At 71.0% G+C, this 15,219-nt stretch carries 13 protein-coding genes; 4 read left to right on the top strand and 9 right to left on the bottom strand.

Annotated elements, in window-relative coordinates; all coding sequences use genetic code 11:
* Window positions 1-20: 20 nt before the first annotated feature.
* Complete coding sequence (locus tag ACIQHQ_RS18505; RefSeq protein WP_402612960.1) at window positions 21-818, bottom strand: carbon-nitrogen family hydrolase; 798 nt, start codon at window positions 816-818, stop codon at window positions 21-23.
* A gap of 181 nt (window positions 819-999) precedes the next feature.
* Here ACIQHQ_RS18505 and ACIQHQ_RS18500 point away from each other — a divergent pair, with 181 nt between their 5' ends.
* Together ACIQHQ_RS18500 and ACIQHQ_RS18495 are read left to right on the top strand one after the other, a co-directional pair.
* Window positions 1,000-1,824, top strand: a complete 825-nt coding sequence (locus ACIQHQ_RS18500; RefSeq protein ID WP_402612959.1) for a maleylpyruvate isomerase family mycothiol-dependent enzyme — start codon at window positions 1,000-1,002, stop codon at window positions 1,822-1,824.
* 175 nt (window positions 1,825-1,999) lie between these two features.
* Window positions 2,000-2,740, top strand: a complete 741-nt coding sequence (locus ACIQHQ_RS18495) for an SAM-dependent methyltransferase (RefSeq protein ID WP_402612958.1) — start codon at window positions 2,000-2,002, stop codon at window positions 2,738-2,740.
* A 1-nt stretch (window position 2,741) separates the two neighbouring features.
* Here the strand turns inward: ACIQHQ_RS18495 and ACIQHQ_RS18490 are convergent, their stop codons facing one another.
* Together ACIQHQ_RS18490 and ACIQHQ_RS18485 are read right to left on the bottom strand one after the other, a co-directional pair.
* Window positions 2,742-4,040 (bottom strand): nitrate/nitrite transporter, encoded by a 1,299-nt coding sequence (locus ACIQHQ_RS18490; RefSeq protein ID WP_402612957.1) that lies wholly within the window; start codon window positions 4,038-4,040, stop codon window positions 2,742-2,744.
* Window positions 4,037-4,687, bottom strand: a complete 651-nt coding sequence (locus ACIQHQ_RS18485; protein ID WP_402612956.1) for a GntR family transcriptional regulator — start codon at window positions 4,685-4,687, stop codon at window positions 4,037-4,039. The genes ACIQHQ_RS18490 and ACIQHQ_RS18485 overlap by 4 nt, the downstream gene beginning before the upstream one ends.
* 208 nt (window positions 4,688-4,895) lie before the next feature.
* Between ACIQHQ_RS18485 and ACIQHQ_RS18480 the strand changes: the two genes are divergently transcribed.
* Window positions 4,896-5,795 carry a D-alanyl-D-alanine carboxypeptidase family protein gene (locus tag ACIQHQ_RS18480; protein ID WP_402612955.1) on the top strand — a complete coding sequence of 300 codons (900 nt, stop codon included), beginning with the start codon at window positions 4,896-4,898 and terminating at the stop codon, window positions 5,793-5,795.
* Window positions 5,796-6,280: 485 nt separating this feature from the next.
* Here ACIQHQ_RS18480 and ACIQHQ_RS18475 read toward each other — a convergent pair whose 3' ends face one another.
* From ACIQHQ_RS18475 to ACIQHQ_RS18460, 4 genes are all read right to left on the bottom strand, one after another.
* A complete protein-coding gene (locus ACIQHQ_RS18475) occupies window positions 6,281-7,717 on the bottom strand; it encodes a dihydrolipoamide acetyltransferase family protein (protein WP_402612954.1) in 1,437 nt (478 codons plus the stop codon).
* A 10-nt stretch (window positions 7,718-7,727) separates the two neighbouring features.
* Complete coding sequence (locus ACIQHQ_RS18470) at window positions 7,728-8,705, bottom strand: alpha-ketoacid dehydrogenase subunit beta (RefSeq protein WP_402612953.1); 978 nt, start codon at window positions 8,703-8,705, stop codon at window positions 7,728-7,730.
* Window position 8,706: 1 nt separating this feature from the next.
* Window positions 8,707-9,900, bottom strand: coding sequence for a pyruvate dehydrogenase (acetyl-transferring) E1 component subunit alpha (gene pdhA, locus ACIQHQ_RS18465; RefSeq protein ID WP_402612952.1), 1,194 nt, complete (start codon window positions 9,898-9,900; stop codon window positions 8,707-8,709).
* Window positions 9,901-10,324: 424 nt separating this feature from the next.
* Window positions 10,325-11,914 (bottom strand): protein kinase, encoded by a 1,590-nt coding sequence (locus ACIQHQ_RS18460; RefSeq protein WP_402612951.1) that lies wholly within the window; start codon window positions 11,912-11,914, stop codon window positions 10,325-10,327.
* 356 nt (window positions 11,915-12,270) lie between these two features.
* Here ACIQHQ_RS18460 and ACIQHQ_RS18455 point away from each other — a divergent pair, with 356 nt between their 5' ends.
* The gene (locus ACIQHQ_RS18455) at window positions 12,271-13,911 is read left to right on the top strand and encodes a protein kinase (RefSeq protein WP_402612950.1); all 1,641 of its coding nucleotides are present in this window, start codon (window positions 12,271-12,273) and stop codon (window positions 13,909-13,911) included.
* A gap of 91 nt (window positions 13,912-14,002) precedes the next feature.
* On the opposite strand, the gene ACIQHQ_RS18450 is transcribed toward ACIQHQ_RS18455, so the two are convergent.
* Both ACIQHQ_RS18450 and ACIQHQ_RS18445 read right to left on the bottom strand, forming a co-directional pair.
* Complete coding sequence (locus ACIQHQ_RS18450; protein WP_402612949.1) at window positions 14,003-14,542, bottom strand: bacterial proteasome activator family protein; 540 nt, start codon at window positions 14,540-14,542, stop codon at window positions 14,003-14,005.
* 85 nt (window positions 14,543-14,627) lie between these two features.
* Complete coding sequence (locus ACIQHQ_RS18445) at window positions 14,628-15,200, bottom strand: PadR family transcriptional regulator (protein WP_402612948.1); 573 nt, start codon at window positions 15,198-15,200, stop codon at window positions 14,628-14,630.
* Window positions 15,201-15,219 lie beyond the last annotated feature (19 nt).

Raw genomic sequence — 15,219 nt, 5'->3', positions numbered from 1 at the left:
CCTCGGGACCGGGTCCGTCCTCAGGGGCGGCGGGGAGGCTTGAGGCCCAGCATCCGGTCCTTCAGGGCCGGGAACTGCTCCCGGGTCGTCGCGACCCTCCCCGGGTCGAACTCCACCGTGAGGACCTCCTCGCCGGCGCCGGCCCGGGCCAGCACCTCGCCCCACGGGTCGACCACGATCGAGTGACCGGCCTGCGGAACTCCGGCGTGCGTCCCGGCCGTTGCGCAGGCGATGACGAACGACTGGTTCTCCACGGCCCGTGCCTGGGCCAGCAGCGTCCAGTGGGACCGGCGGAGCTCCGGCCAGCCCGCCGACACCACGAGCGTCTCGGCACCGGCGTCCACGAGACCGCGGAAGAGTTCGGGGAAGCGCAGGTCGTAGCAGGTGGACAGGCCCAGGGTCGTCTCGGGCAGACGCACCGTCACCAGCTCCGTGCCCGCGCCCATCAGCACGGCTTCGCCCTTGTCGAATCCGAAGCGGTGGATCTTGCGGTAGACGGCGGCCAGATCGCCGGAGGGGGAGAAGACGAGGGAGGTGTTGTACAGGGGGCCCTCGGGATCCCGCTCGGGGATCGACCCCGCGTGCAGCCACACGCCCGCGTCGCTCGCGGCCTTCGCCATCGCCTCGTACGTCGGCCCTTCGAGCGGCTCGGCCTCGCGCCCGAACTCCTCGTAGGCGAAGGCACCCGTGGTCCACAGCTCCGGCAGGACGACGAGATCGGCTCCGGCCTGCTCGCGGACCATCGTGACCGCCCGCTGCCGACGCGCTTCGACCGATTCGTCCTCGTTTACGGCGATCTGGATCACAGAGGCGCGCACACTACCACCGTCCTGGCATTCGAGTCGTCCACACGGGCCTACGATCGTCACACGAAAGCAGTGCCGGGGTGCCTCACAGCAGCGTAACTTAGCTCGCAAGACACCCGCCGACAGCCGCCACCTCCCACTGGCAACGCCGCCACCACCTGCCCGTGCACCGACCGCCGAGGGGTCCCGTTCCGTGAGTCTGCATCCCACCCTCCAGCCCTACGCCGACGCCTGGACCCACTCCATCGAAGCGATATCAGAGCTGGTCCAGCCGCTCGTGGAGGCCGAATGGAACCAGCGGACGCCGTGCCCGGGGTGGTCGGTGCGGGACGTGGTCTCCCATGTCATCGGTCTGGACTGCGAGATGCTCGGCGACCCGCGGCCCATCCACAGCCTCCCGCGCGACCTCTTCCACGTCACCAACGAGCACCAGCGCTACATGGAGATGCAGGTCGACGTCCGCCGTCACCACACGGCGCCGGAGATGACCTCCGAGCTGGAGTACGTGATCATCCGCCGCAACCGGCAGCTGCGGAACGAGTCGCGCGACCCGGGCACGAAGGTGCGGGGGCCGCACGGCAGTGATCTCACGCTCGAGGAGTCGATGCGGCGGCACGCGTTCGACGTGTGGGTGCACGAGCAGGACCTGCGCACGGCCCTCGGCCGTCCCGGCAACCTCGACTCCCCCGGCGCGCTGGTCGCCCGTGACGTGCTGCTCGGCGAACTCCCGCGCGTGGTGGCCGAGGACGCGCAGGCGCCGCGCAGCTCGGCCATCGTCTTCGACGTGCACGGGCCCGTCGAGTTCCTGCGCACGATCCGCGTCGACATCCAGGGCCGCGGCACCCTGGAAACGGCACCGGCCCTCGGCCCGGCCGCGACCCTCACGCTCGACTGGGAGACGTACGTCCGCCTGGCCTGCGGCCGCGTGAGCCCGGAGTCGGTGTCCGACCGCCTGAAGACGGAGGGCGACCCCGAGCTGACGGCGGCCATCCTGAGGAACTTCACCGTGACACGGTAGGCAGCCGTTCCCGAGCCGCCGGCCTTCCCGCACGGGGGCGCCCTCCGCCCCACCGCAGTCGAGGGCTCGGAGGCACCCCGTTCCGCCGGGCTGCGCGCCCACCGGCCGGGGCCGCCGCGGCACGCACCGGAAAACCCGTGCCGCGGGTCCGCCCCCGGCCGTAGCGTCCGTCGGCATGAGCCCACCCCACCGCACCCGCCTCACCTTCCACGGCCCGCTGTCCGAAGCCCGGGCGGACGCCCTCGTACAACGCCTCACCCGTCACCGCCCCACCACCGTCCTGGACATCGGCTGCGGCACGGGCGAGCTCATGCTCCGCGTCCTGGCCGCCGCCCCGGAGGCCACCGGTACCGGCATCGACCTGAACGCCGACGACCTGGCGCGGGGGCGGGAGGCCGCCGAGAACCGCGGACTGGCATCCCGGACCCGTTTCGTGGAGGAGTCCGCCACGGCCACCGCGCACGGCCCCGCCGACCTCGTCCTGTGCGTGGGATCGAGTCAGGCCCTCGGCGACCGGCTCCCGGCGGCGCTCCAGGAACTGCGCCGCCTGGTCGCCGACGGCGGTCGCGTGCTGCTCGGCGAGGGTTTCTGGCAGCGCACCCCCGCCCCCGCCGAACTGTCCCGCATGTGGCCGGACGCCGCGGTCACCGACCATCCCGACCTCGCGACGCTCATCGGCCTGGCGATCGACGCGGGGTTCAGGCCCGAGTGGACGGAGACCGCGAGCCTCGACGAGTGGGAGGAGTTCGAGTCGGGGTACCTCGCGGACACCGAGGTGTGGCTCGCCGAGCACCCCGGTCATCCCCTGGCGGCACAGACCCGCGAGCGCGTCGACCGGCACCGGGCCAGGTGGCTCACCTACCGCGGCGTCCTCGGCCTCGCCTACCTCACCCTCGTGCCGGTGGCGGACCGCTGATCTACGCCGGGACGTGCACCGTCTCCACCCGGCTGGCCACCAGCCGCTCTCGCTCCCGCCGGGCCGCGCGCCTGCGCAGCCGCAGGATCTGGCAGACGCCGACCGCCTGGAGCACGAACACCACCGAGAAGGCAAGGGAGTAGTCGTCGCCGGTGGCGTCCAGGAGCACGCCGATCGCGAACAGCGTGGTCATGGAGGCCACGAAGCCGCCCATGTTGGTGATGCCGGAGGCGGTGCCCTGCCGTTCCGGCGGATTGGCCGGGCGGGCGAAGTCGAAGCCGATCATCGACGCGGGTCCGCATGCCCCGAGCACCGTGCACAGCACGATCAGCAGCCACATCGGGGCGTGCGGGCCGGAGTGGGCGAGGGTCGCCGCCCACAGGGCCGCCGTCGCGCCGACCGTCCCGAGGGCGAGCGGCAGCCGCGCACCGTGGTGCCGGGCGACGATCTGGCCGTAGACCAGGCCGACGACCATGTTGGAGACCACGACGAGCGTGAGGAGTTCGCCGGCCGTCGCCCGGGAGAGCCCTTGTGCCTCGACGAGGAACGGCAGGCCCCACAGCAGCAGGAACACCATGGCCGGGAACTGAGTGGTGAAGTGCACCCAGAGCCCGAGCCGGGTGCCGGGCTCCCGCCAGGATGCGGCGATCTGCCGCCGTACGTAGGCCGCGCCCTGGTGCGGGAACGGTTCCGGTTCGTGGCCCTCGGGGTGGTCCTTGAGGAACAGCAGCACCAGGACGAACACCACCGCCCCGGCGGCGGCGCTGCCCGCGAACGCCGCCGTCCAGCCGACGCCGTGCAGCAGCCGGGCCAGGACGAGCGTGGAGACCAGGTTGCCGGCCATGCCGACCAGTCCCGCGAACTGGGCGACGAGCGGCCCGCGACGGGCCGGGAACCAGCGGCTGCCCAGGCGCAGCACGCTGATGAACGTCAGCGCGTCACCGCAGCCGAGCAGGGCCCGGGAGGCGAGCGCCGTGCCGTACGAGGGGGAGAACGCGAAGCCGAGCTGTCCGGCCGTGAACAGCACCGCGCCGAGGGCGAGCACCTTCTTGGTGCCGAGCCGGTCGACCAGGAGGCCGACGGGTATCTGCATGCCCGCGTAGACCAGCAGCTGGAGGATGGAGAAGGTGGACAGGGCGGAGGCGTTCACATGGAAGCGGTCGGCGGCGTCGAGCCCGGCGACGCCCAGGGACGTACGGAAGATGACGGCGACGAAGTAGACCGAGACGCCGATGCCCCAGACGGCCAGGGCGCGGCGGCCCCCCGGCGGATCGTCCGGGAGCGTGGTGGCGGAGCTCATCGGACCTCCCCCCGGGCCAGGTGCGAGAACCAGCCGATGTGCCGGTGGACGAGGCCGACGGCCGCCTCGGCGTCCCCGGAGCGCAGCGCGTCGAGGATCTCCTCGTGTTCGGCGAGGGTCTTGGCGATGCGGTCGGGGTGGGAGTGCATGACGGCGACGCCCATGCGCAGCTGGCGGTCGCGCAGCTGGTCGTAGAGGCGGGAGAGGATCTCGTTGCCGCCGCTGCGGACGATCTCGGCGTGGAAGCAGCGGTCGGTGACGGCGGCGCCCGCGAGGTCTCCGACGGCGGCCTGCTTCTTCTGCCGGGCCAGCAGTTCCTCCAAGCGCTCGATGAGGCCCGGGGGCGCGGGCACGGCCTTGCGCGCCGCGTGCTCCTCGACGAGCAGCCGGGTCTCGACGACGTCGGCGATCTCCTGCGCGGAGACGGGCAGCACGAGGGCGCCCTTCTTGGGATAGAGCCGGAGCAGCCCCTCGGCCTCCAGCCGGAGCAGCGCCTCCCGGACCGGTGTGCGCGAGACCCCGACGGCCTCGGCGAGTTCGCCCTCGGTGAGGAGGGTCCCGCCCTCGTAGCGGCGCTCCAGGACGCCCTGCTTGACGTGGGCGTAGACACGGTCTGCGGCGGGCGGTTGCTTCACGGCCAGGGGCATGCGGACAGCATAGATACAACAGGTACGCATGGCGGAATACGTCCAAAATGCGGACTGGAATGTCACACATCTGTGGCAAAGCGGGGCTCCCGCTCGGCAACAGCGCAATATCGTGTGCTAGTTACGAGTCAGACATGTGCGGCCCCTTTCCCCTCGTCCTCAACTCGGCCGCACCATTGGGGCATTCGACGCAATCGGGGTACTTCACTTGATAACCGGCATTCAGGGCACTCGTTTCCGCAGAGCCGCGGCCGTCGCCGTCACCACCGGCGCCATGCTCGCGACCGGTGCCCTCACCGTCGCGCCGGCGCAGGCCGCCTCGGCGCCCTCCATCGCCGCCAAGGGCGGCTACGCGATGAACAACGCGACCGGCAAGTCGCTCTACACCAAGGCTGCCGACACGCGCCGCTCGACCGGCTCCACCACCAAGATCATGACGGCACTGGTGGTGCTGAAGCAGTCGAACCTCAACATGGACAGCAAGGTCACGATCCAGAAGGCCTACAGCGACTACATCGTCGACAACAACTACGCGTCCAACGCCAAGTTGATCGTCGGCGACAAGGTCACCGTCCGTCAGCTGCTGTACGGGCTGATGCTGCCGTCCGGTTGTGACGCGGCCTACGCGCTCGCCGACAAGTTCGGCTCGGGCTCGACGCGCTCGGCACGCGTGAAGTCGTTCATCGGCAAGATGAACACCACCGCCCAGAACCTGGGTCTGAAGAACACCCACTTCGACTCGTTCGACGGCATCGGCCACGGCGCCAACTACTCCACGCCGCGCGACCTGACGAAGCTCGCCAGCGCCGCGATGAAGAACTCCACGTTCCGCACGGTCGTCAAGACGAAGAAGTACACGGCGAAGACGATCACCAAGACCGGCGGCACGCGGACGATGGCGCCGTGGGAGAACACCAACCCGCTGCTCGGCAGCTACAGCGGCGCGATCGGTGTGAAGACCGGCTCCGGCCCGGAGGCGAAGTACTGCCTGGTCTTCGCCGCCACCCGCGGCGGCAAGACGGTCATCGGCACGGTCCTCGCCTCGACCGGCCTGGACGCCCGCAAGGCGGACGCGACGAAGCTGCTCAACTACGGCTTCACCCAGTAGGACGACGATAGGGGGCTTCGCCGCGCACCGCGGCGGAGCCCCCTTCGTCATGCCGCAGTGCGCTGCCGACGCTCCAGCACCCGGGCCGCCTTGCGCCGGCCGCCCGCCGGCACGTTCACCGGGGGGCGTACAGGGTCGTCCAGCCGGCCTCGCCGTGCTCCTCCGCGGTCGTGCCGATACGGCTGCCGTAGACGGTGTTCACGAATCTCCGGGCCTTGAGCACATCGCGTCGCGCAGGGGGGGTTCACTCACTTTCGAGGGAGTGACCGCGCCCGTCGCGGCCCGGAAACAGGCCTCCCCCCGGAACGCCGGGCGAGTGGTCGATCTCGTGGTGAGCTTGATCGTATGTCCGGATAAACCGCCTGCCGTGTGGTACTTGGGAGAGTCCGAGGAGATTCCTGTGTCCCTCGGCGAACCCCCCGTTCATTCCCCCGGACGAACGCCGGCGGCCCCCACCCCGAGAGGTGGGGGCCGCCGGACCCGGCTCACGCCCAGGTGATCAGGCGCTTCGGCTGCTCCAGGATCGCCGCCACGTCGGCCAGGACCTTCGAACCCAGCTCGCCGTCGACCAGGCGGTGGTCGAAGGAGAGGGCCAAAGTGGTGACCTGACGGGGCTTCACCTTGCCCTTGTGGACCCACGGCTGGGGCTTGATCGCACCGACCGCGAGGATCGCGGACTCGCCCGGGTTGAGGATCGGCGTGCCCGTGTCGACGCCGAAGACGCCGACGTTGGTGATCGTCACCGTGCCGCCCTGCATGGCCGCCGGGGATGTCTTGCCGTCCCGGGCCGTCGCCACCAGCTCGCCCAGCGACTCGGCCAGCTGCGGCAGCGTCTTGGCGTGGGCGTCCTTGATGTTCGGCACGATCAGGCCGCGCGGGGTCGCGGCCGCGATGCCCAGGTTCACGTAGTGCTTGACCACGATCTCCTGGGCGGCCTCGTCCCAGGACGCGTTGACGTCCGGGTTGCGCCGGATCGCGACGAGCAGCGCCTTGGCGATCAGCAGCAGGGGGTTCACGCGCAGGCCCGCGAACTCCTTGTCCGCCTTCAGCTCCTCGACCAGCTTCATCGTGCGCGTCACGTCGACCGTCACGAACTCGGTGACGTGCGGCGCGGTGAACGCCGAGCCGACCATCGCCGCCGCCGTCGCCTTGCGGACCCCCTTGACCGGGATACGGGTCTCGCGGGCCGTGTCGTAGGACACCGGAGTCTGGGCCGCGGTCGCGGCGGGGGCGGGGGCGGGGGTGACCGACGGCTCGGGGACCGCCGGGACGGCGGCGGCGACCGCCGCGTGCACGTCCTCGCGGGTGATGATGCCGTCCGGGCCGGTCGGGACGACCGTCGTCAGATCGACGCCCAGGTCCTTGGCCAACTTGCGGACGGGGGGCTTGGCCAGCGGGCGTTCCGCGCCGGCCGGAGCGGGGGGCGCCGGGGCGGGTGCGGCGGGTGCCGCCGGCCCGTGGCCGTTCAGCTCCGTCTGGATCGCCGTCGAGGCCTGCTGGACCGGGACCTCCGGACCCTTGCGGGGGCGGCGGCGGGTGGACGAGGTCGCCACCCCGTAGCCCACCAGGACCGGCTGGCGTCCCGAGCCCGCCGCCTTGGGCTCCTCGGCGGACTCGGCCGCCGCCGGCTGCTCGGCGGCGGGCACGGGTGCGGCGCCGCCACCGCCGACGTCCACCGCGATGATCGACGTGCCCACGTCGACCGTGGTGCCCTCGGGGAAGTGCAGCTCCCGGACCACGCCGTCGTACGGGATGGGGAGCTCGACGGCCGCCTTCGCCGTCTCCACCTCGCAGACCACCTGGCCGTCGGTGACCGTGTCACCGGGTTGGACGTACCACTTGAGGATCTCGGCCTCGGTGAGTCCCTCGCCCACGTCGGGCATCTTGAACTCGCGCACGGACGCTTCCGTCATCGTCGTCACGACCCTCTCCTCAGTACGCCAGCGAGCGGTCGACGGCGTCCAGCACCCGGTCCAGGTTCGGCAGGTACTCCTCCTCCAGGCGGGCCGGCGGGTACGGCGCGTGGTAGCCGCCGACCCGGAGCACCGGGGCCTCCAGGTGGTAGAAGCACCGCTCCGTGATCCGGGCGGCGATCTCCGCGCCCGATCCGAAGAACACCGGGGCCTCGTGCACGACGACCAGGCGGCGTGTCTTCTCCACCGACGCCTGGATCGAGTCGAAGTCGAGCGGGGAGACCGAGCGCAGGTCCAGGACCTCCAGGTTCTTGCCCTCCTCGGCGGCCGCGTCCGCGACCTCCTGGCAGAGCTTCACCATGGGGCCGTAGGCGGCCAGGGTGAGGTCGGTGCCCTCGCGGACCACCTGGGCCTTGTGCAGCGGGCCCGGGATCGCCTCCGTGCTGACCTCGCCCTTGTCCCAGTAGCGGCGCTTGGGCTCGAAGAAGATCACCGGGTCGTCGCTCTGGATGGCCTGCTGCATCATCCAGTACGCGTCCGACGCGTTCGACGGGCTGACGATCTTCAGGCCCGCCACGTGCGCGAAGAGCGCCTCGGGCGACTCGGAGTGGTGCTCCACCGCGCCGATGCCGCCGCCGTACGGGATGCGCACGACGACCGGCAGCTTGACCTTGCCCAGCGAACGCGCGTGCATCTTCGCGAGCTGCGTGACGATCTGGTCGTACGCCGGGAAGACGAAGCCGTCGAACTGGATCTCCACCACCGGGCGGTAGCCGCGCAGGGCCAGGCCGATCGCCGTGCCGACGATGCCCGACTCGGCGAGCGGGGTGTCGATGACGCGGCTCTCGCCGAAGTCCTTCTGCAGGCCGTCCGTCACCCGGAAGACGCCGCCGAGCTTGCCGACGTCCTCGCCCATGATCAGGACCTTGGGGTCGGACTCCAGGGCGCGGCGCAGCGACTCGTTGATCGCCTTGGCCAGTGCCATCTTGTCGGCCATGTCAGTTGCCCCCCTCATCGGCGAACGACGCCTGGTACGCGGCGAACTGGGCGCGCTCCTCGTCGACGAGCGCGTGGCCGTCCGCATAGGCGTTCTCGAAGATCGCGAAGTGGTCCGGGTCGGGCATGGCACGGACCGCTTCGCGCACTCGCTTGCCCAACGCCTCGGACTCGGTCTCCAGTTCCTCGAAGAATTCCTCGTCCGCGTGGTTCGAGGCCTCCAGGTACCGGCGAAGGCGCAGGATCGGGTCCTTGGCCTCCCAGGCCTGGCGCTCCTCGTCGCCCCGGTAGCGGGTCGGGTCGTCGGAGGTGGTGTGGGCGCCCATGCGGTAGGTGAAGGCCTCGACGAGGGTCGGGCCCTCGCCGGTGCGGGCCCGCTCCAGGGCCCAGCGGGTGACCGCGAGGACACCGAGCACGTCGTTGCCGTCCACCCGGACGCCCGGGAAGCCGAAGCCCTGGGCACGCTGGTAGATCGGCACGCGGGACTGCTTCTCGGTGGGCTCGGAGATCGCCCACTGGTTGTTCTGGCAGAAGAACACCACCGGGGCGTTGTAGACCGCGGAGAAGGTGAACGACTCGGCCACGTCGCCCTGGCTGGAGGCTCCGTCACCGAAGTACGCGATCACCGCGCTGTCGGCACCGTCCTTGGCGATGCCCATCGCGTAGCCGGTGGCGTGCAGCGTCTGGGAGCCGATGACGATGGTGTAGAGCTGGAAGTTGTTGCTGTTGGGGTCCCAGCCGCCGTTGTTCACGCCGCGGAACATCCCGAGCAGGTTCGACGGGTCGACGCCTCGGCACCAGGCCACGCCGTGCTCGCGGTAGGTCGGGAAGACGTAGTCGTCGTCGCGGGTGGCCCGCCCGGACCCGATCTGGGCGGCCTCCTGCCCGAGCAGCGACGCCCACAGGCCCAGCTCGCCCTGGCGCTGCAGGGAGGTGGCCTCGGCGTCGAAGCGGCGGGTGAGCACCATGTCGCGGTAGAGCCCGCGGAGCTCTTCCGGAGTGATGCCGGCGACGTACTTGTCGTACTCGGCGTTCTTGACACGCTTGCCCTCGGGCGTCAGCAGCTGGACGAGCTGGGGCTCGGTGCCGGCGTCCCTCTTGGCAGTCGTGCGGGTGGTGCGCTTGGTGCCGGTGGTGCCGGCCTTGCTTCCGGCGCTGCGTCGCGGTGTGCGCGCGGCAGTGCTCTCCACGGTCACGTGTGCTCCTCCGTCGGTCCGGGCCACGGGGTTGCCGGTAGGCCTGGGGGTCCCCCCTGCTCTTTTGAGCCTGGGGGAGCGGCTCACCTGTTCTCGACCACCGGGGCACGGGGTGGGTGCCACTCGGCCGGGGACAGGCGTGACAGGTGCCCCGGCGAGCGCCCTGCAGAAAGCACGTTACCCAGTGCTCCACATTTCTGTGAAACCCCCTCTGACCTGGGATTTTGCTTGGATATCCAAGTAAATCGGGAAGGTGGTGAAGGGTCCCTGGTCACAGCCTTGCAGGAGGCCGGAGCAACCGCACGTTAACCCGGTGACCCAGGTCACGGGAAGAGTTCTCTTGTCGGCGCGTCCAAACGGCACGTGCGCGTGGGTCCCGTTCCCGGGCCCCACGCGCACGTGGATCATGCCTCTGAGCAGCGGGTCAGCCTTCGCCGCCGCCCGCGCCGCCGACGACGCCCTCCGTGGTGCCACCGTCGGCACCGCCCGTGTCGTCCGGCGGAGTCTCCACGTCCGTGGGCGGCTCGCCCGTCGGCTCGCCGGTCGGCTCCGAGGAGGTCGGCGGGTTCGAGGGCTGGCCGGTGGGCGACTGCGGAGCGCTCTGCGACGGCGTGTAGGACGGCGTGTAGGACGGCGTGTAGTTGCCGCCGCCGGAGCTCGTGCCGGTGCTGTTGTCCGTGGACGTGTCGGTCGGCGCGTCGGTCGGGTCGTCGCTCGGCGTCTCGCTGGGCGTCTTCTTCTCGGGCGTCTGCGAGGTGGTCGGCGACTGCTTCTTGCTCGGGTCGTCCTTGCCGCCACCGGTGTTCTGCAGGGCCAGGGCGACACCCGCCGCGATCGCGATCACCGCGAGCACGGCGAGGATCCAGAGCTTGCCGCGGCCGCTGCCCTTGTTGCCGTGGCCCTCGAAGCCGCCGTCGTCCCCGCCGCCGTAGCCGCCGGGCAGGATCGGCGAGGGGATCTGCGTGGTGCCGGAGGCGTCCCCGGGGTGGCCCATCACGGCCGTGCCGGCGAAGCCGCCCGACGGGGTGTGCCGGCCCTCGTGCATGACGACCGGGCCGGTGTTCCAGGTGCCGGTGTGGCCGCCCTGGTCGTAGAGCATCTGGAGCGCGTACTGGACCAGCCCGCGCATCTCCTCGGCCGTCTGGAATCGGTCGTCGGGCTCCTTGGCGAGAGCGCGCATGGCCAGGCCGTCCAGCTCCGGCGGGCAGGCGTCGGAGGCCTCGGACGGCGGTGTCGGGATGTCCTGGACGTGCTGGTAGACCACCGACAGCGGGGTCTCACCGGTGAACGGCGGGCGCAGCGCGAGGAGTTCGTAGAGCAAACAGCCCGTGGCGTACAGGTCGGAGCGATGGTCGACGGCCTTGCCGAGGGCCTGCTCGGGGGAGAGGTACTGCGGGGTGCCCATGACCATGCCGGTCTGCGTCATCGTCGTGGACGCGCCGTGCAGGGCGCGGGCGATGCCGAAGTCCATCACCTTCACGGCGCCGTTGTGCGTGATGATGACGTTGGCGGGCTTGATGTCGCGGTGCACGATGCCGTGCTGGTGGGAGTAGGCGAGCGCCTCCAGGACGCCCGAGACGATGATCAGCGCCTGCTCGGGGCCGGGGGCCTCCGCGTTCAGCAGCAGGTCACGGATGGTGCGGCCCTCGACCAGCTCCATCACGATGTAGGGCACGGACTGACCGCCGACGAAGTCCTCGCCGGAGTCGTACACGGCGACGATCGCGTGGTGGTTGAGGCCGGCCACCGACTGGGCCTCGCGCGTGAAGCGCGCCTTGGACACCGGGTCCTCGGCGAGGTCGGAGCGGAGCAGCTTGACGGCGACGGTGCGTCCGAGGCGGACGTCCTCGGCTGCGAACACCTCGGCCATGCCGCCCCGGCCGAGTCTGTGGGTCAACCGGTACCGGCCGTCCCCGACCAGCCCGCCGTTCCCCCAGGACTCCGGCGCGTCCGACATACCGCTGCCAGTCGCCTCGGGGTCGGACGGGCCCTGAGCGCGCTGCTGCTGTGCCATCAGTCCTCGCCGTCGTTTCTGCCCGCGGGTGCGCGCGGTGTTGTTACGGTCTCCGTCGGCCACGCTACAGCCTCCGCGCAAGCCTCCGGTCCGGGAAGGGGCGCCCGGACCGGCACGAGACGGACCGGCCATGAAACCTTCACTCCGTACCGTCGTGCAAATTCCGCGTTCCGGCCGTAGGCCCCCTGTAACGCTTCCGCGTCGCTTCTTCCGCGTACGGTCACGGAACGGGCATCGCGCTTGACGTGCCGGTGCCCTGGGGCAGACTTGGCCGGGAATGACGGTTGATCCCATACGGATCAACGGCGGATCAACGGCAGTCGGTGGCGCCTGAAGGGCTACGGGGGAAACGGAACATGAGCCAGGACGGCGCGCAGGGCCAGTACACGGGGCGGGCGCTCGCCAGTGGCCGCTATCAGCTGCGTGACCTGCTCGGCCAGGGCGGCATGGCCTCGGTGCACCTCGCCTACGACAGTGTGCTCGACCGGCAGGTCGCCATCAAGACACTTCACACGGATCTCGGACGGGAACAGGCCTTCCGCGAGCGGTTCCGCCGCGAGGCCCAGGCCGTGGCCAAGCTCACGCACACCAACATCGTCTCCGTCTTCGACACCGGCGAGGACACTCTCGACGGCATGACGACGCCCTACATCGTCATGGAGTACGTCGAGGGCCGCCCGCTCGGCTCGGTCCTCGACGAGGACGTGCGGCAGCAGGGCGCGATGCCCGCCGACAAGGCGCTGAAGATCACCGCGGACGTGCTGGCCGCGCTGGAGATCAGCCACGAGATGGGCCTGGTCCACCGCGACATCAAGCCGGGCAACGTGATGATGACCAAGCGCGCCGTGGTCAAGGTCATGGACTTCGGCATCGCCCGCGCCATGCAGTCCGGTGTGACGTCGATGACGCAGACCGGCATGGTCGTCGGCACCCCTCAGTACCTCTCGCCCGAGCAGGCCCTCGGCCGCGGTGTGGACGCCCGCTCCGACCTGTACTCGGTCGGCATCATGCTCTTCCAGCTGGTGACCGGGCGGCTGCCGTTCGAGGCGGACTCGCCGCTGGCCATCGCGTACGCACATGTGCAGGAGGAGCCGCCGGTTCCGTCCTCGATCAACCGCGCGCTGCCGCCGGCCGTGGACGCGCTGATCGCCCGCGCGCTGAAGAAGAACCCCAACGAGCGCTTCCCGAGCGCCGAGGCCATGCGTGACGAGTGCCTGCGCGTGGCGGCGTCCGTCCAGACCGCGCCGCCGAGCATCGTCCCGGGAACGCCGGCCCCGAGCGGCGCGGGCGTCGGCTCGGCCGTGTTCCCGCCGGTCGACCAGGCCACCCCGGCCCCCTCGGGACAGGTCCAGACGCCCTACCAGCCGACCCCGCCCCCGAACCCCTACGGCACGCCCGCCCCGACCGGGCCGTCCCCGGCGTACGGCTATCCGCAGCAGGGCGGCTACCAGACGCCGTCCCCGGCGGCCTACTCCCCGCAGCCGGGCCCGTCGACGCCGCCGCCGTACAACCTGACGCCCCAGAGCGCGCCGGCCTCCTCCGGCGGCGGCCGGAACAACAAGCCCGTGATCATCGGCTCGGTCATCGTGTCCGTCGTCGCGGTCGGCGGCCTCGTCACGGCGCTGCTCATGAACGGCGGCGGCGAGGACGACAAGCCCGGCAGCAAGGCGAGCGCCTCGGCCTCCGCGGAGAAGAAGCCCGGCTACCGCGGCCCGGACACCTCGAAGACGATCGACACCGAGGAGTGCACGGAGCCTCGGGAGTCGTACAACGACCCGGACAAGGTCCGGATGCCTGACTTCAAGTTCAAGAACATCGACTCGGTCAAGGCCTGTCTCCAGGCGGCCGGGTGGAAGAAGAACATCGACATGACGGACGAGAACACCTACGGCGACGGCACGATCATGGGCCAGTTCCCGTCCGCCGGCACCGATGTGGACCCGCGGGACATGCCCGAGATCGAGCTCAGCGTCTCGACGGGCAACCCGCCCTCCTGAGGTACCCCGACGCGGAAGGACCCGGCGGCTTCGGCCGCCGGGCCCCTGTGGTCGGTGTGGTGGCCGGTGTGGCCGCGTGCCGGTGGGCCGTCTACAGGTAGGGGCCGCCCGAACGGCCGCCCGGCTGCTGCTCGTCGAGGCCGTCGCCGACACCCGGCGGCAGGGCCCGGCGCATCTGCTCCAACTGGGCACGGGCCGCCATCTGCTGGGCGAACAGCGTCGTCTGGATCCCGTGGAAGAGCCCCTCCAGCCAGCCGACGAGCTGGGCCTGCGCGATGCGCAGCTCCGCGTCGCTGGGGGTCGCCTCGTCCGTGAAAGGCAAGGAGAGCCGCTCCAGCTCCTCGACCAGCTCGGGCGCCAGACCGTCCTCCAGCTCCTTCACCGAGCTGGCGTGGATGTCCTTGAGCCGGACCCGGCTGGCCTCGTCCAGGGGAGCCGCGCGCACTTCCTCCAGCAGCTGCTTGATCATGCTGCCGATCCGCATGACCTTGGCGGGCTGCTCCACCTGTTCCGTGACCGGGGTCTCGCGGGAGTCCTCGTCTGCGCTGCCGCCACCGAGCGCCATGCCGTCCTGGCCCACGACCAGGATCTGAGGGTTCTCCGGCGGCCTTTGGTTCCTCGGCATCTCCATGTCGCCATTCTGTCGCACGCCTGCACCTCACCTCCGTGGTGCCCCCACAGGAGGCTGATCCACCACGCCGGAGGAGACGAGCCGGTCAGACTTCGGGTTGCTTCCGCGCGGGTGGTTCCTCCTCCTCGTGGACGAAGCGCAGCAGACGGGCCTCGCAGTGGTCCAGCCAGCGGACCTCGGCCTCGGCGTGGAAGACGAGCTGCTCCAGGACGAGCAGCCGGGCCATCCTCTCGGGGTGCTCCGGCACCCCGGCCAGGGCCTCCGCCCGCTGCCGCACGTGCTCGTGCAACGCCCGCGTCACGTGCCGGCGCTGGGTCTCGACGACCTCCCGTACGTCGACGCCGTCCGTGCCGAGAGCCATCACCAGCTTGATCGCCAGCTCGTCGCGCGGCGGGCCGGTCCTTTGCACCGGGTGGTCGTACCAGGCGCGCAGCTCGGCCCGGCCCGCGTCGGTGAGCGCGTACAGCGTCCGTCCGGCCGCGTCGACGTCGTCCTGGGCGACCATGCCGTCCCGTTCCAGGCGGCCCAGCGTCGTGTAGACCTGCCCGATGTTCAGCGGCCAGGTCCCGCCGGTGCGGGCCTCGAAGTCGGCGCGCAGGCGGGAGCCGTAGCGGGGACCTGCCACCAGGAGCGCCAGCAGCCCGTGACGTATCGACATAACCGGATTGTGCAGCGAT

It is taken from the genome of Streptomyces sp. NPDC092370, assembly GCF_044755265.1.
Taxonomy (GTDB): domain Bacteria; phylum Actinomycetota; class Actinomycetes; order Streptomycetales; family Streptomycetaceae; genus Streptomyces.
The sequence above is the reverse complement of the archived record's forward strand: the minus strand, read 5'-3'. Positions and strand labels throughout refer to the sequence as shown.